This window comes from Tolypothrix tenuis PCC 7101, assembly GCF_963874875.1.
GTDB classification, from domain to species: domain Bacteria; phylum Cyanobacteriota; class Cyanobacteriia; order Cyanobacteriales; family Nostocaceae; genus Aulosira; species Aulosira tenue.
The window spans coordinates 3789762-3813252 of the sequence record NZ_CAWNJS010000001.1; the positions used below are offsets into that span (position 1 = coordinate 3789762).

Here is a 23491-nt window from a genome sequence, read left to right on the forward strand (position 1 = left end):
GGGGATTTATTTTAGCATTTTAGTGAAAGGTTAGAAAACTGCAATAAAAATCATATAGGACTCATATTTGATTTATGAAATACACGTAGGGTGCGTTATCACGAAGTGTAACCACCCTACACATACTTAGATTTTTTCAATAATCAAATCGGATTCCTATATCAATGTCGGCTAATTACTTACGATATGGTTGGTCTTGTTGGTAATTGTTAAACTGTATTTTTATTTGCCATGACCCATGACCCATTACCCATGACCCATTACCCATTACCCATTACCCATTACCCATTACCGACTTTCACAGATATGATATCAGACATACTATATGGAAAATGGCGATTAAATTTATTTATGCAAACAGTCTTTTTATTTGTTTATACATATAGTGCAAGAAAGGTGTGACTTTATATATTTTCTAATAGAGTTTTGCCAGTTGTCTGTTCCCTCTTTAGATTAATCATTGCTGCACTACAAGCTTTTACTTTGTGGGAAAAATTAATAACTCTCTCTATTAGGTGACAGTTACACCTATCAGTAAAATATATATCTTTATTGAAAATTTATAAATTCCTACTCATGTATTTAGAGAAAATTTATAAATTTTGGAAAGTTATAAGCATTCAATTTAAGACTTGTTTTAATCTTTAAAAAAACCTCATAAAAAGTTTACATATCACCTTGTTTTAGGTTTAGCTTTTCCGAGAGATTAAGTAAGAAATTGTTTGGAAATGACAACAATGGTTACCAAGATCCTCCGGATCAATACAGGTGGTGCAGCCTACACTGATACTCAGGGTAATCTCTGGGAAGCTGATAATTATTTTTCTGACGGTAACACTTATACTACAAATGCGGCGATCGCCAATACTGTTGAAGACCCCCTTTATCAAGACGAACGCTGGCTAGATAAATTCTCTTATGCCATTGCTGTTGATAACGGCGACTACACAGTTAACCTCAAGTTTTCCGAACTGTTCTGGACTGAAGCTGGACAACGTGTCTTTGATGTAAATGCCGAAAATCAGTTAGTCTTTGATGACTTGGATATTTTTAAAGAAGCGGGTGGTAATAACATCGCTTTGGACAAGTCTTTTAAGGTTAAAGTCACTGATGGGATTTTAAATTTAGATTTCTTGGCGAGTGTCAACAATGCCAAAATCGACGCGATTGAAATCATTCCTGTAGATACAACACCCGCGCCAACACCGACACCAACGCCCACACCCACACCAACGCCAACGCCCACACCCACACCAACGCCCACACCAACGCCAACACCCACACCAACGCCAACACCAACGCCAACGCCGACACCCACAGCCACAGGCAAAACAATTCGTATTAATGCAGGTGGTGCAGATTACAAAGATAGCCTGGGTAATCTTTGGGAAGCAGATAATGATAAGTATTTTGATGGTGGTAACGTCTATAGTAAAACTGCTGCGATCGCCAATACTGTTGATGACGGCCTTTATCAAGACGAACATTGGTTAGATAAATTCTCTTATGCCATTCCTGTTGATAACGGCAAATATACAGTTAAGCTCAAGTTTTCCGAACTCTTCTGGACTGGAGCTGCACAACGTGTCTTTAGCGTAAGTGCTGAAGGTAATCCAGTAATTACTAACTTAGATATTTTCAAAGAAGCGGGTGGTAATAACATCGCTTTGGATAAGTCTTTTGATGTTACAGTTGCTGATGGCACACTGAATTTACAGTTTTTGGCGAGTGTCAACAACGCCAAAATTGATGCGATTGAAATTACTCCTGTAGATGCAACGCCAACACCCACACCAACACCCACGCCAACACCAACACCCACGCCAACACCCACACCCACACCAACACCTACACCCACACCAACACCTACACCAGAGGCTATTCGCATTAATGTAGGTGGTAAAGCTTATACTGATACCAAAGGTAATAAATGGGATGCAGATCAACCGCAATATGTGGTTGGTGACAGCAACGTCTATACCACCGCTGCGGAAATTGGCAAGACAGAAGATGATCCTATATATCAAGACGATCGATATGCCGCAAAGCTAGCTTACGAGATTCCCGTAGCAGCTGGTAACTATAGAGTAAATCTGCACTTTGCTGAGAATTTCTTCACTGACTTCAATGACCGCATCTTTGATGTTTCCATAGAAGGTCAGAAGGTGTTCTCTGATGTAGACATTTTCAAACAATCCAAAAATGCTTTCTTCACAGGTAATAACTCAGCGCTAGTACTATCTGTGCCTACTGTGACTGTTACCGATGGCAAGCTGAATCTTAATTTGGATGCCAGCGTTAACAATGCTCTGCTCTCAGGTCTAGAGATTATATCACTCACTGGCCCTCAGGTGATTTTGCAACAAACACAAGGCAGAACTGAGGTTACAGAAGGAAGTGCTGGTGATAGTTACTCGTTAGTTTTGAATACACAACCGACAGCAGATGTCACAATTAATGTAGTTAAAGGCGATCGCTTAGTTACAGACAAGACTAGCCTGACCTTTACTCCTGCTAACTGGAATGTTCCGCAAACGGTAACTGTCAATGTAGTTGATGACAAAATCGCCCAAGGTGCCGACAATCTCACCATTTCTCATACTATCTCTACTACAGATAGTAACTATCAAAATCTCACGATTCCAGAACTTCCTGTCAGCGTCAACGATAATGATATCGTTGCCATCAGCTTCACTAAGAAAACCGTAGCTTCAATAGCTGCACCCTCAACTGCAGCTTGGGGGCCAGATGGCAGATTATATGTAGGTACTTACAGTGGTGAAATCAGAGCTTATACCTTTGATGAAAAATACAATGTTATCGATACCCAAATCATCACCACAATTCAAGATAAAGCTGGCAACAAACCAAACATCTTGGGTATTGCTTTTAACCCTTACGATCAATCTGGTTCTCCTAGTATTTACGTTGCCCATACAAGGCTTTATGGTAACGGTGGTAGTGCGTTTCCTAAAACAGAACAGTCATTTTATAGCGGTCAAGTTTCCATACTAGATGGGGCAAATTTCTCCAACTTGACAGCTTTAGTCACAGGACTACCAACTTCCAATCAAGACCACGGGATCAATGCTTTAACATTCGATCAAAAAGGCGATTTATACATCAATGTTGGTAGTAATACTAATGCTGGTGTAATTAACAGCAACATTGGTGGTTTACCAGAATCGCCTTTGTCTGCGGCTATTTTAAAAGCGGAGATTTCCAAACCTGGCTTTAAGGGTGATATCAAGTATGTTCTGCAAAATCCCCTACCTCCTGGTTATGAAATCCCAGCAGGATTAACTTTTGATCCGGCTGATAGTCAAGCATTTGGTGATGTTGCCAATGTTGTACCGGGTACTGACGTTTCAGTCTATGCAAGTGGTCTGCGAAATCCCTTTGGGGCAGTTTTTACTACCAAAGGATTGCTTTATGCTACTGATAATGGTCATAACCAAGGCTTTGGAGAACTTTCTATCTCAGCTACAACTTCTATCCCTGCACCCGGTGCGCCAGATGAACTAAACCTGATCAAACAAGGTGAATACTACGGTTCTCCTAACCGCAATCGTGGACGCACTGATGATCGCCAAAATGTTTTTTATGGGCCAGATAAACCAAGCACTGATAAATATACAGCGCCACTCACAACTTTTGCTTCTTCAACTAATGGCATTGATGAATATCGGGCAACAACTTTCCAAAGCCAATTGCGCGGTAATTTAATTGCCCAGCAATGGAACCAAAAACTTTACAGCGTGGCTTTATCAGCCGATGGCACAAAAGTTATCAAAAATACAGTCCTCAATGCTGATTCTCCCGTTGCAGATGGTTTGAGTTTAGTAACTGGGCCTGGAGGTGCAATTCTCGGTATTGACTATGCTGACAATTCAATTACCGTTGCGACGGCAGATGATCTTTACATAGTAGATACTACTGCTTATGATATCTTCCCTTGGAGAGCACCAGCAGCAGGTGGTAATACATTTGTGATTGGCGGTAAAAACTTTGGTGGAGAAACTGAAGTTTCAATTGGCGGACAAGCTGCAACTATCACTTCAGTTTCATCCCAAAGAATTAAAGGAATTCTCCCCAACTTTACCACTAACCAATTCCTTGATCCCAATAAGGATGGATTGTTAGATGTAGTTGTGAAGAGTAATAATCAAACATCTGTAATTACAGATGCATTTGCACCATTAAATGACAGTGCAATCTTTGTTTAATGAAACATCTAATTATACTGGGCGCTGCTAGCAATCCTATCTGATTTGTGAAATATAAGGTATGAACATTTCATTAATGATTTAGGAGTACTATTTAGTGGTTCTAAATCGGTTTTCAGATATTACAGGGACACAAATAATTTGTGTCCCTATTTTCATTTATAAATTAGAACAATTAGCTGTTATTATCATGTCTGAACCCAAGAATACCATTTTGAATACATAACATGGCAGATAGGTAGGGCACGGCATCTACCATCTTTTGACATATCCAGGACTTACGCAACTGGTACACCAATCTTCTGGTTTAAGAGTCAAGAGTCAAGAGTCAAGGGTCAAAATTCAGGTTTTTTGGACTTTTGACGGTTGACCCTGGACAGCCTAAACGAAAAATAATGTGACACTTGCGTAAGTCCTAATATCAAATATCTTACTGGTGCCCAGTGGTGTCAACTTAACGTGAAATCCACTTGGTTGCAAGGTTTTGCCCTCACCCCCAGCCCCTCTCCCACCAGGAGAGGGGAGCAATAGATTCAATTCCCCTTCTCCCTGAGGGAGAAGGGGTTAGGGGATGAGGGCGCGAGGTATTTGTACAACGCCCGCCCTATATAGCTTTTAGCTTAAGTTGACACCAATGACTGGTGCCGTGCCCCTACAATCTGTCGCATTCTTTTTTCAAACTGGTGTAATTAATTTTATGTAACTACTTATTCATTTGCGTAGGCGTTCGCGTAGCGTCTCGTAGAGAAGCCCGCTGTAGGCATCGCAAACTCGCCCACCAACAACAGAAGCCACTATCGTTAAGTCAATAGTGGCTATTCTCAACTCAATAGTGGCTATTCTCAACTCAGTAGCGGCTTTGCTCAACTCAGTAGTGGCTATTCTCAACTCAATAGTGGCTTTGCTCAACTCAGTAGCGGCTATTCTTAACTCAATAGTGGCTATTCTTAACTCAGTAGCGGCTATTCTCAACTCAATAGTGGCTTTCCTCAACTCAATAGCGGCTATTCTCAACTCAATAGCGGCTATTCTCAACTCAATAGTGGCTTTCCTCAACTCAATAGTGGCTTTCCTAATATTTCCATACCTCTTGTTTTTGCCTCTTGCCTTCTTAGCTCGACTTTATCCATTTTTGATTCAATCAAGCAGCGTAAACAGCAATATCCCGCAAACGTTCAAATAAAGCTACAAAGAATTTATCTGCCGCAAACATTATTTGAATTGGTATAAGACTCATATTTGATTTCTGAAATACACGTAGGGGAGCCAGTCGCTTGGGCGGGTTTCCCGACTTGAGCGAACTGGCGTTGTGTTGTCGCGCAGCGCAACGCACCAAAGCCCAGAATAAGGTGCGTTACACTTCGTGATAACGCACCCTACTGGCGTGTCTAGACTAAAATAGTGTATTATTCAAACTCTTGTGGGATGGGCATCTTGCCCGTCCTGGGCGGACAAGATGTCCACCCCACGAGAAAATTATATTGCCACATTTTAGCCTTGTCGCGCCACTACACATACTTAGATTTTTTCAATAATCAAATCGGATTCCTATATAAATTTTATATTTTAGTGAAACGTGGTATTACTCTAAGAAAAAAGAAAGCGCTCAGGAAGGAGCAAGACTAAAATTGTCAAATCATGAAACTGTCTCTATAAACATTCCCAAGCTTTCGATTATTATTCCTACGTTAAATGAAGCAGCAAATATTGCAGAGGCAATTATCACAACTCAGGGCAGTATAAATACAGAAGTAATTGTGGTTGATGGTGGCTCTCAGGATGACACTGTAGCTATAGCCAAGTCATTGGGTGTGAAAGTTATCTTCTCATCTCCTGGGCGGGGAGTGCAAATGAATGCTGGTGCTGTAGCTGCTGGTGGTGAGATTCTGCTGTTTCTCCACGCAGATACTCGCTTACCTGCTGGCTTTGATGGTATGGTGCGGACTGCACTCCCACAACCAAAAACAGTGGCGGGTGCGTTTAAGTTGGGGATTGATGCATCGCCTTGGGGTATCAGGTTGGTGGAATGGGGAGTAAATTTGCGATCGCATTTTCTCCAAATGCCCTATGGCGATCAAGCTATTTTTATCACTAAATCAATGTTTCAGCAAATAGGCGGTTTCCCTGAATTGCCGATTATGGAAGACTTTGAACTCATTCGCCGTTTAAAACGCATTGGTAAAATTATCATTATTCCCGTACCAGTTCTCACATCTGCGCGGCGATGGTTAAAAAAGGGAATTTTTCAAACTACCCTGATAAATCAAATTGTAATTATCGCTTATTTACTGGGGGTATCACCTGAGCAAATTCGTAGCTGGTATCGCCAGGGAAAATTTAGAAAGATTTAAGCTGATTCTCAGGGAAGTAGAATATTTTGGTTGTAGATAGCAAGACGCTCAACAGTAAACAGGCTCATAACTGATAACTGAAAATGCCAAAGCGCCAATTGTATCCTAAACCGAAATTTTTACTATTAGGTTGTCTAGTTGCCACAGTCATCATTGCTAGCCAACGTCTCAACATCCAAGAAATATTACATACATTAATCGCGTCAGTTAACAATCTAGGCTATTTTGGCCCAATTGCTTTTATCGCCATTTACAACTTAGCCACTTTACTATTTATACCAGGTTCTATTTTAACTTTAAAAGGTGGTTGTTTATTTGGTGTTTTTTGGGGTTCTATTTATGTCCTAATTGCTGCCACCATTGGAGCTACTTTAGCTTTTTTAATTGGTCGCTATCTTTCACGAGATTGGGTAGTACAACAACTAGAAAAACATCCTAAATTTAAAGCGATTGATTTAGCTGTGGCTCAAGCAGGATGGAAAATTGTGCTACTAACTCGCCTTTCTCCTATCTTTCCTTTTAATTTATTAAATTATGCATTTGGAGTCACGCAAGTTTCCCTCAAAGATTATATATTAGGTTCTCTTGGGATTATTCCGGGAACTGTGATGTATGTTTACATCGGCTCTTTAGCGACAAATCTGACGATGCTGAATACAAACAATCATCCTCAAAATTCCCAAGCTCAAATTGGGGAATGGGTGATACAAATCCTGGGATTAATTGCTACAGTGGCGGTGACTGTATATATAACCAAAGTTGCTCAAAAAGCTCTCAAACAAACTGTAGCAACAGTTGAAATTACTGATGAGAGAAGTAACGAAAATTAACAAATAGTTCGATTTTTTTACGGTATTAATTTTATTTAAATTCTTATAATTATATATCACGATGAAAAATGCGATTGCACGTCAAACTGTCTTATTATTTACCTGCTCTGTATTGTTGATAGGCTGTGGTAAAAGTAGCAGTACGCATAAAACTTCCACAACTAATTCTACATCAGAAGCTACTAATGCAATACCAATAGGAATTGCATTTGCTCAAACAAGTAATGTAGCATTACTCGGTCAAGAAGGCACTGATGGCGTAAAAATTGCTGAGAAATATTTTAATGCTAAAGGAGGTATCAATGGTAAACCAATTAAATTAATCTTTCAAGATACTGGCGGCGATGAAGTGGGAACTGTTAATGCTTTTCAAACTTTAATTAATCAAAATAAAGTTGTAGGAATTATTGGCCCTACTTTATCACAGCAAGCTTTTAGTGCTAATCCCATTGCCGAACGCAATCAAGTTCCAGTTATTGGTGCATCAAATACAGCTAAAGGGATTCCCGAAATTGGTGATTATGTGGCGCGGGTTTCTTCCTCGGTGGCTGTTGTCGCACCTTATGCAGTGAAAGCAGCGCTTAAACAAAATCCGAATATCAAAAGAGTGGCGGTATTCTACGCTCAAAATGATGCTTTCAATAAATCAGAAACAGAAATATTTCAGAAAACAGTTAAAGATTTAGGATTAGATTTAGTTACAGTTCAAAAATTCCAAACTACAGATACCGACTTTCAAACACAAGCCAGTAGTGCCATTAATTTAAAACCAGATTTAGCAATTATCTCTGGTTTAGCTGTTGATGGCGGTAATTTAGTTAAACAATTACGAGAACTGGGATATAAAGGAATTATTATTGGTGGTAATGGGTTTAATACATCTCATATATTTTCAGTCTGCAAAGCTCTTTGTGATGGCGTGATTATTGCCCAAGCTTATAGTCCAGAATATCAGAGTGAAATTAACACAGCATTTCGCAAAGCTTATTTTGAGCAATATCGTAGAGAACCACCCCAAGTCAGCGCCCAAGCCTTTACTGCGTTACAGGTATATGTAGAAGCGCTGCAATCTTTAGATAAAAAAGGTAACATTACTCAACTTTCATTACCACAACTGCGTAAAGCATTAAATCAAGAACTACTCAAAGGAACTTATCAAACTCCTTTGGGTGAAATTGCTTTTACATCAGTCGGTGATGTCATTCAGAAAGACTTTTACGTTGCTCAATTGAAGATGGAAGCTAACGGGGTGAAAGGAAAATTTGCGTTTTTAAACATTAAATAAAACAAGTATCTCACTCAAATGAAATACACTGTTTGATAAATTTATTTGCTAAGAGGTTATTTATAAAGTAAAAATAAAATTATTGTAGGATGCGTTAGGCGCTGGTTTCCAATATGATTTGTCATGAAAGAACTATCCTAGCGCCTAACGCATCATCCACGCGGTGGTGCGTTACGGCTAAATTCCATTGTCTCTGTGTCCCAAATCCTTTCATAGCCGTAACACACCCTACTTAAGATTTACTGTTTGACAAATTTATTTGCTCAGGCATCTACCTATACAATCAGGCTATTTAAAAATGATATATTCTCATTACTTTAAAAAAATCCTTTTATTCACATTTATAGCAATCAATATTGCCTTTATTTTCAACAATGATACAGCATTAGCACAAGAAGCAAATACCTTTAATCCCCAAGTAATTTTACGCGATGCTTTGCAATGGATTGATAGCCTTGGTTCTGTAGGAGCGATCGCTTTTATTGGACTATATATTATTGCTACCGTTGCTTTTTTACCAGGTTCGATTCTTACCTTAGGTGCTGGTGTTGTCTTTGGTGTAGTTTGGGGTTCGCTTTACGTATTTATTGGTGCAACTTTAGGAGCAACTGCAGCTTTTCTTGTAGGACGTTATTTAGCGAGAGGGTGGGTTGCAAATAAAATTGCAGGTAATCAAAAATTTGTCGCTATTGATCATGCTGTTGGCAAAGCAGGATTAAAAATAGTCCTGTTAACGCGACTTTCTCCGATATTTCCGTTTAATTTATTAAATTACGCCTTTGGGATTACAGGAGTTTCTCTTCAGGACTACTGTATTGGTTCTGTAGGGATGATTCCTGGAACCATTATGTACGTTTATATTGGTTCTTTAGCTGGTAATCTTGCCAGAATTGGCAGTGAAACTCAACCTACCAATTTAACAATACAATGGGCAATTCGCATAATTGGTTTTATTGCTACAGTTGCAGTCACAATTTATGTAACGAAGATAGCAAGGAAAGCTTTAGAAGAAGAAGTCAACAATAATTAAAAACTTAGCAACAATCAACAAATGTCTAATTTAGAATTTGAAAGAGTGACAGTCCGCCCAATGGATGAATATAACCAAACTTTGGTATCCCACGTTCATCCACCGGATTGGGTAAATCCCAAGCCTGCTGATATTTATGACTTAGTAGTAATCGGTGCGGGAACAGCAGGATTAGTTGTGGCTGCGGGTGCTGCGGGTTTAGATTTGGGTTTAAAAGTAGCATTAATTGAAAAGCATCTCATGGGTGGAGATTGCTTAAATGTAGGTTGCGTTCCTTCAAAAACTATTATTCGCTCGGCTCGTGTGGTGGGGGAATTGTGGGATGGGAAGGAATTAGGAATTAATATTCCTCAAAATATTGATATTGATTTTCCCGCAGTTATGGAGAGAATGCGCCGCATTCGTGCTGGTATTAGTCCCCATGATTCTGCTGCACGCTTTCAAAAGTTAGGCGTTGATGTATTTTTAGGTAGCGGTCGATTTGCGAGTAAAAATACTGTGGAAGTTGAAGGACAAACTCTGCGGTTTAAAAAAGCAGTAATTGCGACGGGAGCAAGAGCCGCACAACCAGGAATTACAGGAATTGAAAAAGCTGGTTATTTAACTAATGAATCGGTTTTTTCCTTGATTCAAAAACCAGAACGGTTAGCAGTAATTGGGGGTGGGCCGATTGGTTGCGAATTAGCGCAAGCTTTCCGACGCTTGGGTTCTGAGGTGGTGCTTTTACATCGCAGTTCTCATGTTCTTAATAAAGAAGATGCGGAAGCTGCGGAAATTCTGCAAAAGGTTTTAATTAAAGAAGGAATTCGCCTAGTACTGAATTGCAAATTAGAAGAAGTCGTCACTGTCACCGAAGGTAAGCGCCTGTATTTTTCTACCAACGGACATCGGGATTCTGTAACTGTAGATGAAATTTTAGTGGGTGCGGGACGCGCTCCCAATGTCGAAGGGTTAAATTTAGAAGCCGTTGGGGTAGAGTACGACAAGCAGCATGGTGTAAAGGTCAATGATTACCTGCAAACGACTAATCCCAAAATTTATGCAGCCGGGGATATCTGCATGAATTGGAAATTTACCCATGCAGCCGATGCAGCCGCACGCATTGTCATTAAAAATACCTTATTTTCGCCCTTTGGTTTAAGTCGTAGCAAACTCAGCAGTTTAGTTATGCCTTGGGTAACCTATACTGACCCAGAAATTGCCCATGTAGGATTGTCAGAACAAGAAGCCAAAGATAAAGGCTGGAATATCGAGACAATCAAAATTCCTTTTAGTAGTGTAGACCGTGCGATCGCAGATGGTGAAGAGTCAGGATTCCTGAAAATTCTCCACAAAAAAGGCTCCGATGAAATTCTCGGTGCAACTATTGTCGCTCGTCATGCAGGGGAAATGATTTCGGAAGTAACTACAGCAATTGTCGGTAAGTTAGGTTTGAACAAGTTAAGCGGTGTCATTCATCCCTATCCCACCCAAGCAGAAGCGATTAAGAAAGCTGCTGATGCTTATCGGCGCACATTGTTAACAGAAAATACCAAACGCCTTTTAGGTTTTCTCACCAAATTGTCTTAATCTGCGTACTCTTTGAGATTAGGCCTGGATTTCAGAGTTTGAATTTGTTGCCGAAACATTAGGATGCGTTAATAACGCATCCTACTGGACTAACACACTGATAATTTACCGTTGCTGCTGTTCTTCCAGTAAAATTACTGAAACAAAAATTGATTTTCAAAAAATTAAAAAATAGTTTAGTAATTATACGATGTTTTTCTCTGAAGATAGTTGTACTTTTAGAAGGGCAACAAATTAATCAGAGGAATTGCAGCAATGGAAGTACTAAATAAATCTCAATTGCATCACAGTTTATTTAATCAAATACGATATCAAATTGATGGTATCGAAATCCATAATTCTCATCTGGCTAAACTATTATGTACAATTATTCCCTCTAATTGCCCTTTTGAAAAAACTGTCAAAGTTTTAGGTCATACGATTTTTCAAATCCCACCTTTGTGTAAACTCAACCCTTTCTATGAAGAAGTAGTTGGTCTGCGTTTTAAGTGTTTGTCATACTTAGTAGATGAATGTGGAGAAGATGTCACAAAATACTGCTAAGTAGGTTTGCGAAATTAAAGATAATGGTCATTTACCTAATTACCGAGTTTTCTAATTATTATAGGCAGTAATAGTATTTGAACATTCCGCTAATCTCCTTTCCTTGTATCCAAATGTAAAATAAGGATGAAAAACATATTAGTATATGAATATATTGAAAGCAATCGCCTAATATTTTTATTGATAAATAGACCTAGACATAAAACCTTTCGGCTTTGAGAATGTAGCTGAGATTTAATCTATTGGTGAATTATGGCTAATTGGTATTAGCGGAAAAATTATAGCCCTTTGCAACAAGAATACGACAGATTGTAGGGGCACGGCATTGCCCATACGTGTCAACTTAAGCTAAAAGCTATATATGGCGAGCATTGTGCAAAAACTTTCGCCCTCATCCCCTAACCCCTTCTCCCTCAGGGAGAAGGGGAATTAAATCTCTTGCTCCCCTCTCCTAGTGGGAGAGGGGCACAGGGTGAGGGCAAAAACCTTGCTACAAAGCGGGTTTCACGTTAAGTTGACACCAATGGGCATTGCCCATACGTGTCAACTTAAGCTAAAAGCTATATACGGCGCGTGTTGTACAAAAACCCTCGCCCTCATCCCCTCACCCCTTCTCCCTGAGGGAGAAGGGGAATTAAATCTCTTGCTCCCCTCTCCCTGAGGGAGAGGGGTTGGGGGTGAGGGCAAAACTTTTGCACAAAGCGGGTTTCAAGTTAAGTTGACACCAATGGGCATTGCCTTACCCTCTAGAATATATTGATGTGTCGCAAACATTATTTGAATTGGTATTGCTATAGAAAGCCGATTTGATTTCTGAAAAAATATCAGCTTTGGGGCTGATGCCGTACTCTCGCTGCTAACGCATCCTACTGGACTGACACAGCTAAAATGTTGCATTAGAACTAACGGATTCCTCCTCCTCAAAAACTGGATAAAGATGTTGCAGTTTCACCCTGGCATCAAGAGTAGAAAACTGCCATATTTTGGAAAATCAAATCGTCTTTCTCTAGCCCCCGCTCCACAATTTATTTGATTTTGGTGTGAATAAGTATGATAAACTTTGAATTAATTGAAAAATTTTTCATATCAATAATTATTCAAACTATATCTCAGGGTGAATGACAGACTCTAAAAATTTATCATCTCCAGACTTTTGTGCGCGTCAACTAAAAGTTTTAGCAGATGCTACACGTCTATCTGTGCTGAAAATTCTCATGGAAGGCCCCAAACACGTAGGGGAGCTAAATTCTGTCTTGAAGTTAGAGCAGAGTTTACTATCTCACCATTTAAAAATATTGCGGGATGCAGGTTTTGTGGAGGCACAACGAGATGGGAAGGCGGTACTTTACCATTTTGTTTCTACTCATCGTCAAGACAACACTGGTAAGGCAATTGATTTAGGTTGTTGTCTCCTTTCTTTTGAATAAAATTTAGCAGCAATTTGGCGATGACAAAATTTAAACCCCTAGCGTTAATTACTGTCGGTTTAACAATTGGTTTAGGACTACAATCTTGTACGCAATCTGCTAAAACAACAACTCAAGCAACCAATAAATTACAAGGAAAGTTAGTTTTAACCGGTTCGAGTACGGTAGCACCTTTGGCAGCCGAAATTGGGAAGAAATTTGAATCAGAACATCCGGATGTGCGAGTCGATGTGCAAACAGGTGGTTCTTCTCGCGGGATTGCTGATGCACGCACAGGTGTTGCCAATATTGGTATGGCATCTCGGAGTTTGAAAACAGAGGAAAAAGACTTAAAAGCTTTTGCGATCGCACAAGATGGTATTGGTATTATTTTGCACAAAGAAAATCCGATAAAATCCCTGTCAAACCAACAAGTTATCGATATTTATACGGGTAAGGTTAACAACTGGCAACAATTTAGTGGTAAGAATGCACCCATCACAGTTGTAAATAAAGCCGAGGGACGTTCTACCCTGGAATTGTTTCTCAGCTATTTCAAACTCAAGAATAGCGATATCAAATCATCGGTTGTGATTGGGGACAATCAGCAGGGGATTAAAACAGTCGCAGGTAATCCCAACGCTATTGGCTATGTATCTATTGGTACTGCTGAATTTAGTATCAACAACGGCGTACCAATTAAGTTATTACCCCTGAATGGAGTCGCGGCTAGCACAGAGAATATCAAAAATGGCACATTTCCCCTGGCGCGCCCGCTGAATTTGGTTACCAAAACCCAGCCGCAAGGGTTAGAAAAAGCATTTATCGATTTTGCCCAGTCGCCACAAGTCCATGACATTGTTAAAAAACAGGATTTTGTCCCCATCTCAAAGTGATAACCTTCTCCTGTGGATATTACGGCTATTAGCTTTAATTACAGGTATTATTGTTATCTTAATTACTGCATTCTTATTACTTGAAGCCTTACCCATCTTGCAACAGCTAGGATGGCGGCGTTTTGTCAGCGATCCATCTTGGCATCCAGTGCAAGGATTTTATAATCTGCTGCCGATGCTATGGGGAAGTTTGTTAGTCACACTCGGTTCCGTTCTGTTGGCGACACCTTTAGGCATTGGTTCAGCAATATTTTGTCAATATTATGCCCCACCTGTGATTGCCAGATTGTATCGCACCTTAATTGAGTTACTGGCTGGCATTCCTTCTGTAGTTTATGGTTTTTGGGGTTTAGTTGTGCTTGTGCCACTAATTGGGAAACTGCAATCACCAGGAACTAGCTTGCTAGCAGGAATCGCCATTTTGACATTGATGATTCTGCCCACAATCGCCTTAACCGCAGAAGCCAGTTTCGCGGAAGTGCCGGCTGAGTATCTCCAGGGTGCAGCCGCCTTGGGAATTTCTCGCTGGGCAACAATTAGCAGCGTAGTTGTACCAGCAGCTAAATCTGGCTTATTTACGGGTTTGATTTTGGGAACGGGAAGGGCGATTGGAGAAACAATGGCGGTGTTGATGGTTTGTGGCAATGTAGTGCAAACACCTAAGAGTTTATTTGACCCCATTCGCACCCTAACTGCCAATATAGCTTTAGAAATGGCTTATGCCACAGGCAATCACCGTTCCGCCTTATTTGTCAGTGGCTTGTTGCTGATGGTAGCGATCGCTATTTTAGTAGCAGTGGCGGAAACTATTAGCCAGAGAAACATCTATGGCTAAAAAATCCCTGCCATTACCTACCTTATTACTGTGGGCGATCGCATTCTTGATTACCGCAGTTTTCTGCTGGATTTTCAGCGATATCTTAGGGCATGGTTTAGGGCAAATTTCCTGGGAATTTCTGACAACAGCACCGGAAAATGCTGGGCGCGAGGGGGGAATTGCGCCGATTTTGATTTCTACTTGTTTGATTTTAGGTGTTTGTATGGCAGTTTCTCTCCCCCTCGGTATTGGTACTGCTGTGCTACTAGCCGAATTTACCACCAGCGAAAGTGTCTTTGGGCGTTTAGTGCGTCGTAGTTTAGATGTGTTGGCGGGAGTGCCATCTATAGTTTTTGGCTTGTTTGGCAACGCTTTTTTCTCCATCAAGTTGGGATTGGGCTTTTCGATATTGTCTGGTGGGTTGACATTAGCTTGTATGGTTTTGCCTATCTTGATTCGTTCCACAGAAGCAGGGCTGCGGGCTGTTCCCCTGGATTATCGTTTAGGGGCTGCAGCTTTGGGATTATCTCGTACCACCACATTAGGGAAACTTTTATTACCAGCAGCTACACCAGGGTTAGTTGTCGGTTTAGTGCTGGGAATTGGCAGGGCGATCGCAGAAACAGCTGCATTAATTTTTACTAGTGGCTATGTGGATCGAATGCCAGAGTCGTTACTCGATTCTGGGCGATCGCTATCGGTTCACATTTTCGATTTATCAATGAATGTCGCAGGTGGAGATGCTAACGCCTATGCCTCGGCTTTGGTGTTGTTGATTTTATTGTTGCTGATCAATGGCATCGCAATTTGGACAGCTCAATTTTGGTTAGCGAGGAGGATCGCATCTTGATCGAGAAATCTCAATTTCTGCAAAATGCTCCGTTATCTTTGCCTGCAATGCACACCGAGCAGCTGAGTTTATATTACGGTAAAAAAGCCGCGTTTACAGATATTACTATGCCAATTCAGGCAGGTAAAATTACTGCCTTAGTGGGGCCTTCTGGCTGTGGCAAAACCAGTTTTTTAAGTTGTCTAAATCGCTTAACGGATTTAATACCCCATACCAAAGTTAGCGGCAGCATTCGCCTAGATGATTTAGATATCCTCAACAGTCGGATAGATGCGATCGCCCTCCGTCGGCGTGTGGGAACAATCTTCCAAAAACCAAATCCTTTTCCCTTTTCTATTTGGAAAAATCTCGCATTTCCCCTACAAGAACATGGTGTCAAAAACCGCGAAAAAATCAAGTGGCTAATTGAAACTACCCTAGAAGATGTCGGACTGTGGAAAGAAGTTAAAGATAGGTTGCATAGTTCTGCCTTATCTTTATCTGGTGGACAAAAGCAGCGTTTATGTATTGCCCGTGCTTTAGTTTTGCAACCGGAAGTATTACTATTTGATGAACCTTGTAGCGCCCTCGATCCCATTTCTAGCGGCGTAGTTGAAGATTTAATTGCCAGTCTGCGAGGACGTTACACCGTGGTAATTGTCACTCATAACCTCGCCCAAGCCAGACGTATTGGCGATTACGCTGCCCTATTTTGGGTACAAGGAGAAGTAGGAAGATTAATTGAATATGGTACAGTCGAGCAGATTTTTACAAATCCACAACATGATTTAACATCTGCTTATGTCAATGGTATTCGTGGGTAATTTATTATCAAGCAAAACTCAAAATAGATACAATATTTAGAATTTTCCAAAAATTTCTTAATCACCAATTATCAATCATCCTAATGTTTATCATTCCTAGAAACCCGGCAATGTTTAGGATATTCAATATAAGGAGTTAAAATAGAAGATTTATCTAAAAATTCTTCAGCATATTGATTTTTATAGAAATCTGCTTCTAAAGGATTCCATTCAATAGTTGAGCCGTTTTGAAAGTTAAAAAACCCTTTATTGAGAAGTACTTCTCGCGCTTCAATGAATTCAGGTAAATTTTGTATTGCCTGTGTAGTTAATTCCGAAATGATTCTATCAGCTATACCAGCCAGCTTAGTTGTATCTCCATCGAAATTATTTTCGGCAGCATTATCAATCAAATGAGATAGAATATCCTCTCGCTGCATTCTAATGTGCGCCACTGAATCTTCATCCCAAAAGCAGAAATGCAAGATTCTATCTAACGTATCAATACATAAAATTTTACCTTCTGAGTATCTTTCAATCAGAAAGCCTACCCAGTTAGCTTCATCAGCATTGATAGTCTGTTTTTCATAATTTGCATCTAACGGTGTTCTGTCCTTAGCTTCGCCCATTATGTAATACTCCCTAAACCTAAAATTATTTCTCGCTTTTTCGCTTCAGATGAGGCTTAATAACTTAACACTCCCAAGAAATTTTTAACTGTTATTTCTCAATATGCCCAAAACCAGTTGATTTATCTCGGTTTTTGGTGTTTGTACCAATTATCCATTACCCATTACCCAAAATTGCTATGACTGGCTTTTTGGGTTGGCATCTGGGAATTATCAATATAAGCAATCATCGTTACCTGTGCCACAGGCTGATTTTTTTATGTCATTAATGCTCAGGATGGTTAATTTGACGGCAATAATTGCCAGATTGTGTGATTGATATTTTATGCGTTATCAACTAATTCGTCAGCACAGTGAAGAAGATTGTGGCGCAGCTTGTTTAAGTACAATCGCCAAACACTACGGTCGGATTTTTAGCCTTAACCGTGTCCGTGAAGCTGTAGGAACGGGACAACTTGGTACTTCTTTGTTGGGGTTAAAACGTGGGGCACAAACTTTAGGGTTTAATGCTAGAGGAGTCAAAGCTGCACCAGAAATTCTCGATAAATTACAGGAACTACCGCTACCAGCGATTATTCACTGGCAAGGTTACCACTGGGTAGTGTTGTATGGGCGACGGGGTAAAAAATATGTAATTGCCGATCCGGCTGTGGGGCTGCGTTACCTAGCAAAGCATGAACTCATGGCGGGGTGGGGAAATTGGCTGATGCTGTTAGTCGAACCAGATAGCGATCGCTTTTTTGAGCAAGAGAGCGATCGCATTGGTAATTTTCGGCGGTTTCTGCAGCCAGTCTGGAATTATCGCGCTATCCTCGGCGAAGCATTTCTGATCAATATTTTTGTGGGACTGCTTTCCCTGATTTCTCCGTTTCTGCTGCAAATTCTCACCGATGATGTGCTGGTGCGTGGTGATACCAAACTGCTAGTAAATGTTGTCTTAGCAGCGATTGTGATGAATCTGCTCAGTAGCAGTCTCAGATTAGTGCAGTCTAATCTAATTACCCATTTTGCCGGGCGGCTGCAGTTAGGATTGGTATTAGAATTTTGTCGGCAAATTCTGCGCTTACCTCTGACATACTACGAATCTCATCGCAGTGGAGAAATTATGAGTCGGCTGCGAGATATTCAAGAAATTAATCAGCTAGTTTCTCAATCTGTCATTGGATTACCCAGTCAGTTTTTTATCGCGCTGATTTCCTTGGGTTTTATGTTGTTCTACAGCATGAAACTGACTTTTTTAGCTTTAGCATTTTCAGCGTTGATGACATTATCTACATTGCTATTTTTACCTATATTGCAACGTAAATTTCAAAACTTATTAATCTTAGAAGCAGAAAACCAAGGGATTTTAGTTGAAACTTTTAAAGGCGCAATCACCTTTAAAAGTTTATCTGCTGCGCCACAATTATGGGAAGAATTACAGACTAAATATGGCAGAGTTGCCAATTTAGGCTTTAGAACTATGCAGATTTCTGCAATTAATAATATTTTTTCGAGCTTGGTATTTACAGTTAGTAGCGTTATCCTATTGTGGTTTGGCAGCAGTCTGGCGATCGCTAAAGAATTAAGCATAGGACAATTACTCGCTTTCAATAGCATGAACGCCAATTTTCTGGGGTTTCTCAGCACAGTCATTGGCTTTGCTAATGGGTTGGTGCGCGCTAGAACTTCCATTGAGCGATTAGCAGAAGTTATTGATGCCACTCCTGAAAATCAAGGATATGAGCAAAAACCTTGGGTAAAAATTCCGGCTAACTCCGATATTATTTGCCTTGATATTAATTTTCACCACGCTGGCAGAGTTGACTTATTAAAAGATTTTTCCTTAACCATTCCCGGAGGGAAAATAGTAGCGTTAGTTGGTCAATCCGGCTGTGGTAAAAGTACATTAACCAAACTAATTTCTGGATTGTATCCGTTGCAATCTGGCAATATTCGGATTGGTGATTACAATTTGCCCGATATATCTTTAGATTCGCTACGTCAACAAGTAGTGCTAATTCCCCAAGAAGCGCATTTTTGGAGTCGTTCAATTATTGAAAATTTTCGTTTAAATGCTCCATACACTAGCTTTGAAGCGATTGTTAATGCTTGTAAAATCACTGGCGCTGATGAATTTATCAGCCGCCTACCCGATAAATATCAAACTGTCTTAGGTGAGTTTGGCGCAAACCTCTCCGGCGGACAGCGTCAGCGTTTAGCCATAGCTAGGGCCATTGTCTCTGACCCATCGATTTTAATTATGGATGAATCGACAGGGGCTTTAGATCCCGCCAGCGAATCTTATCTCCTAGAGAAATTATTGAGCGATCGCTATGGTAAAACTACAATTCTCATTAGCCACCGCCCTCATGTCATCCAACACGCAGATTGGATAATTGTCCTGAACGAAGGCCAATTAACCGCCCAAGGATGTTTTACAGATTTGCAAGCTCAACCTAACAACCCCTTGTTCTTCTTAAATTTTTAGGCAACCTGGATTGAGGATTGGGGATTGGGGACTGGGGATTGGGGACTTCCAACTAAAAAAATATCCCGTCGCTGAGTAGGCAGGGGGGCAGGGAGCAGGGAGCAGGGGGAGAAAGAAAAATATTATCTAAGTAAATTGGATAATTTATTTTCTGGAAGTCCCTTGGGGACTGGGGACTGGGGATTAGGGAGATGAGGGGAAAAAGTAATCACCAATTACCCATTACCAATTACCAATTACCAATTACCAATGCCCAATGCCCAATGCCCCATGCCCAATACCCATAACTTTAGTAACAAATCAGTAATAATTTACACATTTACATTGAGCAAGACCTATTATATAAAGCCGTTGGGTCTTTCAAGGAGGTTGTGCATCACGAGGCTAGGATTTTGTTGTAATTTACGGAATCTGATTTTGTCTTGTGTTTCTATGTCATGTCCCAACATAAAAATGCCCTAGAGAGGAACTCTGCACTCTGAAAAGACCTGTTCTAAAACATAAAGTAGAAAGTTTTCTAGATTAAACAAAATAGGGACACACCACCTGCATTAGTTTTTACTCCTTTGAACGGTGGATGATTACCACTGTTTGCCATCACTTAGTTTAAAAGGGAGAATACCTGAATATGGCTCGAAATAAGAAGAAATCAACAGGTTTTAACTGTGAACATCCAGGGTATTCCAGATGCCCTATCTGTTGTATTATTCCGCCACACATACTAGAAAATGTTGCTGTTAATGGTAACCCTGAGCAACGTAATTGGGCTTTTCAAACATTAAACGTTTCCGCACAGTTGCGCGGTAGAAGAAATGTCATTGGTTCTGTCTCGTTTGCGCCATCCCCAGGTGTGAAGCGCCGGACTATTTATGATGCTAAAAATTCGGAAAATTTACCGGGGACATTGGTACGCGGTGAAGGAGATCCACCCAGCAGCGATCCTGCAGTTAATGAAGCCTATGATTCTGCTGGTGCTACTTATGACTTATTCCATGAAATATTTGACCGCAATTCTATTGATGATAAAGGATTACGTTTAGACTCTACCGTACATTACGGTGTCAAATATGACAATGCTTTCTGGAATGGCGACCAGATGGTCTATGGTGATGGTGATGGGGAATTATTCCAACGCTTTACTAAGTCAATTGATGTCATTGCCCATGAACTAACTCATGGTGTGACTCAGTACGAGGCTGGTCTACAGTATTACGGCGAACCAGGGGCGCTTAATGAGTCATTTTCTGATGTTTTCGGCGCTTTAGTCAAACAAAAAAGCAAAAATCAAACCGTAGACCAAGCAGACTGGATTATTGGGGAAGGTCTTTTAGCACCAACTGTTAAAGGTATTGGCATTCGTTCCCTAAAAGCACCAGGAACAGCCTACGACGATCCAGTCATGGGTAAAGATCCGCAACCTGCTTTGATGAAAGACAAGTATACAGGTACGGAAGATAACGCTGGCGTGCATATCAACTCAGGTATCGCCAACTATGCTTTTTATCTAGCTGCAATGGAGATTGGCGGCTATGCTTGGGAAAAATCTGGCAAAATTTGGTACATAACTTTGCGCGATCGCCTGCGTGCTAATGCTAACTTTAAAGCAGCAGCTACTGCAACTATCAAAGTTGCTAGCGAACTTTACGGTAACGATAGTAAAGAACAAAAAGCTGTACAGAATGCTTGGCAAAAGGTAGGTGTGATCAAATAGTGAATGGTGAATGATGAATCATCAACAAGTAAAATTTTCATAATTCATCATTCGTGATTCAAAATTTACACTGTTTTGTCCTTTGTTGTTACACTGGAAGATAACCATCGAAATCTTCCAGTTTTTTTATTCCTTCCCCTAGAAAGCACAACGGAGAGCAAAAAATGAGAATCTCCTTTGAACGCACAGGCGGCTTTGCTGGAATTAGCAAGAAAACAACTGTTGATACCGCTAATCTCCCGCCTCATGAAGCAAACGAACTCCCCCGACTAGTGGAAGCTGCTGGTTTATTTAACTTACCTGAAAAAATTACTTCACCTAATCCCCAAGCGGATCGCTTTCAGTATAAGTTGAAAGTAGAAGACCAAGGTAAGCAACATACTGTTACTGTCAGTGAGGCAGCATTACCCGGAACTTTAAGACCCCTGATTGAATGGCTGAATCAAGTAGCCAAGCGTTCTTAGGGACTTTTCAATTAAAAACTTTGTAGGCAGGGAGCAGGGAGCAGGGAGCAGGGGAGAGAAATAGCCAGTAAGGTGGAATAGCACCTAATTTAAATAAACATTGCTGCTCAGACCCCCGACTTTTTGAAAAAGTCGGGGGTCTAAATGCCGCTAAAGTAAGTGCCATTCAACCCTTGTATGCTTAACTTCTGGATAAAGCCATCACTTCATCAGTTGTTAAAGCTTCCCAGGCTGTACCTTTGTAGCCATAATCAAAAATTTCGGGATGCAACATTTCTGCCAAAATTTCTAGAGAATCTACTAGCCTTGGCCCTGGACGGTTAAAATAGGCATTGCCATCGGTAATGTAGACTCTACCAGTTTGGGCAGCATGAAGTTTTTGCCAGTCCGAACTTTGAGTTAATAACTGCGCTTCTTGGCGAGTGCGTTCTAAATCCCAACCGCAAGGCATAAAGATAATGATATCGGGATTGCTAGCTATGAGTGTTTCCCAAGGTAAAACAGCCGATGGTTGACCTGGGGAACTAAACAGCGTTTGCCCACCTGCCAAGTTAACTAATTCCGGAATCCAATTAGCAGCTGTCATCAACGGATCGATCCATTCAATGCAAGCAACTGTAGGTACTTCTGTTAAAGAGAGTCCTTGGATTTTCTGTTGACAAATTTTGACACGAGCTTCTAGGTTTTCTATTAACTTCACTGAGTCTACCTGGAAGATATTACCGATGTGCTCAATATCGTTCCAAATATCTTGCAGCACGTTGGGTTGCAGAGAAATAATTTGGGGTGAACTGTCGATGAGACTGGCAACTGCTGTTTCTACATCTTCGAGGCTGACTGCACAGACATCACACTGGTCTTGAGTCACAATATGGGTGGGACGTAATTGCTCTAAAACCTCCGTATTAACTTCATAGATGCTGAGAGCTGATTGTAATAAATCATTCACTTCATCGTGAATTTTCCGGCTGGAGGCATTAGTATTGATCCGGGCTGCGGTACAAATGGGGCGATCCTGAATCTCTGGGGGATAATCACATTCGTGCGATCGCCCCACAATTGCGTTACTCAAACCCAGTGCTGCTAAAATCTCTGTTCCACTTGGAATGAGAGAGACAATTCTGACGCTGCTATCTTTCATTGCTCCACCTCTGTAACAGCTGCTCTATTCATAATTGTCGCAAAATTTGTGACCTAGCGTATCTCTCTAAAAGAATACACTGGCTTTTCAAAGATTTTTTTAGCAAAAATTAGCAATAACTTGAATAGCAAGGATCAGGAGAATTTAGGTAATAAATTTGCAACATTTTGTCAAGCTCACATTTCAAAAAACCTAGACTCTTCTCGCTTCACTCTTAATTTCCATAGCACGACAAAATCAGCAAGTTAGCGCGATTCAATCCCACAATGTAAAGTTTTATAACAGCGCCCAAAAACGAAACTATAACAAAGTTGATTCTTGTTTTATTTCACTTTCTTAATATATTTATAGACAATTGTTAACTTCCTTATAAGTATATGTACTAGTTGGATGAAATTTCCTGAGTTTAATGCATATATAAAGTGTGGTTTTCATTGTCTTAGGCTGAAAAATTTATCAATAGATGTAATGTTCTTGAATTTATTCTTAAA

General features: G+C 40.4%; 17 protein-coding genes and 1 pseudogene. 16 read left to right on the forward strand and 2 right to left on the reverse strand.

Annotated elements, in window-relative coordinates:
• Positions 1-737: 737 nt before the first annotated feature.
• The 13 genes and pseudogenes from AACU25_RS15505 (at position 738) to AACU25_RS15565 (ending at position 16606) form a co-directional block, all read left to right on the forward strand.
• Entirely contained in the window at positions 738-4226 is a 3489-nt protein-coding gene (locus AACU25_RS15505) for a malectin domain-containing carbohydrate-binding protein (RefSeq protein WP_190445691.1), read from the forward strand.
• Positions 4227-5210: 984 nt separating this feature from the next.
• Positions 5211-5267, forward strand: a pseudogene (locus AACU25_RS36950) (hypothetical protein); the annotation flags it as partial.
• Positions 5268-5854: 587 nt separating this feature from the next.
• Positions 5855-6577: a TIGR04283 family arsenosugar biosynthesis glycosyltransferase gene (locus tag AACU25_RS15515; RefSeq protein ID WP_199347229.1), complete on the forward strand. Its 723-nt coding sequence runs from the start codon at positions 5855-5857 to the stop codon at positions 6575-6577.
• An 83-nt stretch (positions 6578-6660) separates the two neighbouring features.
• Positions 6661-7407: a TVP38/TMEM64 family protein gene (locus AACU25_RS15520; protein WP_096577040.1), complete on the forward strand. Its 747-nt coding sequence runs from the start codon at positions 6661-6663 to the stop codon at positions 7405-7407.
• A gap of 61 nt (positions 7408-7468) precedes the next feature.
• The gene (locus AACU25_RS15525; protein ID WP_096577042.1) at positions 7469-8692 is read left to right on the forward strand and encodes an ABC transporter substrate-binding protein; all 1224 of its coding nucleotides are present in this window, start codon (positions 7469-7471) and stop codon (positions 8690-8692) included.
• A 298-nt stretch (positions 8693-8990) separates the two neighbouring features.
• Complete coding sequence (locus AACU25_RS15530) at positions 8991-9722, forward strand: TVP38/TMEM64 family protein (protein WP_096577044.1); 732 nt, start codon at positions 8991-8993, stop codon at positions 9720-9722.
• Between the two features lie 21 nt (positions 9723-9743).
• On the forward strand, positions 9744-11291 hold the full coding sequence (locus tag AACU25_RS15535) for a mercuric reductase (protein WP_096577046.1): 1548 nt from the start codon (positions 9744-9746) through the stop codon (positions 11289-11291).
• Positions 11292-11546: 255 nt separating this feature from the next.
• Positions 11547-11834 carry a Mo-dependent nitrogenase C-terminal domain-containing protein gene (locus AACU25_RS15540; RefSeq protein ID WP_096577048.1) on the forward strand — a complete coding sequence of 96 codons (288 nt, stop codon included), beginning with the start codon at positions 11547-11549 and terminating at the stop codon, positions 11832-11834.
• Positions 11835-12952: 1118 nt separating this feature from the next.
• Positions 12953-13261 carry an ArsR/SmtB family transcription factor gene (locus AACU25_RS15545; RefSeq protein WP_096577050.1) on the forward strand — a complete coding sequence of 103 codons (309 nt, stop codon included), beginning with the start codon at positions 12953-12955 and terminating at the stop codon, positions 13259-13261.
• A 20-nt stretch (positions 13262-13281) separates the two neighbouring features.
• Positions 13282-14136, forward strand: coding sequence for a phosphate ABC transporter substrate-binding protein (locus AACU25_RS15550; protein WP_096577052.1), 855 nt, complete (start codon positions 13282-13284; stop codon positions 14134-14136).
• Positions 14093-14971, forward strand: a complete 879-nt coding sequence (pstC, locus tag AACU25_RS15555) for a phosphate ABC transporter permease subunit PstC (RefSeq protein WP_096577054.1) — start codon at positions 14093-14095, stop codon at positions 14969-14971. Before AACU25_RS15550 ends, pstC begins: the two co-directional genes overlap by 44 nt.
• Positions 14964-15803, forward strand: coding sequence for a phosphate ABC transporter permease PstA (pstA, locus tag AACU25_RS15560; protein ID WP_096577056.1), 840 nt, complete (start codon positions 14964-14966; stop codon positions 15801-15803). The genes pstC and pstA overlap by 8 nt, the downstream gene beginning before the upstream one ends.
• A 47-nt stretch (positions 15804-15850) precedes the next feature.
• On the forward strand, positions 15851-16606 hold the full coding sequence (locus tag AACU25_RS15565; RefSeq protein ID WP_096583798.1) for an ATP-binding cassette domain-containing protein: 756 nt from the start codon (positions 15851-15853) through the stop codon (positions 16604-16606).
• 80 nt (positions 16607-16686) lie between these two features.
• Here the strand turns inward: AACU25_RS15565 and AACU25_RS15570 are convergent, their stop codons facing one another.
• Positions 16687-17214 (reverse strand): hypothetical protein, encoded by a 528-nt coding sequence (locus AACU25_RS15570; protein ID WP_096577058.1) that lies wholly within the window; start codon positions 17212-17214, stop codon positions 16687-16689.
• A 325-nt stretch (positions 17215-17539) separates the two neighbouring features.
• Between AACU25_RS15570 and AACU25_RS15575 the strand changes: the two genes are divergently transcribed.
• From AACU25_RS15575 to AACU25_RS15585, 3 genes are all read left to right on the forward strand, one after another.
• The gene (locus AACU25_RS15575) at positions 17540-19684 is read left to right on the forward strand and encodes a peptidase domain-containing ABC transporter (protein WP_096577060.1); all 2145 of its coding nucleotides are present in this window, start codon (positions 17540-17542) and stop codon (positions 19682-19684) included.
• 628 nt (positions 19685-20312) lie between these two features.
• Positions 20313-21395: a M4 family metallopeptidase gene (locus tag AACU25_RS15580; RefSeq protein ID WP_096577062.1), complete on the forward strand. Its 1083-nt coding sequence runs from the start codon at positions 20313-20315 to the stop codon at positions 21393-21395.
• 164 nt (positions 21396-21559) lie between these two features.
• Positions 21560-21859 (forward strand): protealysin inhibitor emfourin, encoded by a 300-nt coding sequence (locus AACU25_RS15585; RefSeq protein ID WP_096577064.1) that lies wholly within the window; start codon positions 21560-21562, stop codon positions 21857-21859.
• Between the two features lie 181 nt (positions 21860-22040).
• Here AACU25_RS15585 and AACU25_RS15590 read toward each other — a convergent pair whose 3' ends face one another.
• Positions 22041-23000, reverse strand: coding sequence for a cobalamin-binding protein (locus AACU25_RS15590; RefSeq protein WP_096577066.1), 960 nt, complete (start codon positions 22998-23000; stop codon positions 22041-22043).
• Between the last annotated feature and the right edge of the window lie 491 nt (positions 23001-23491).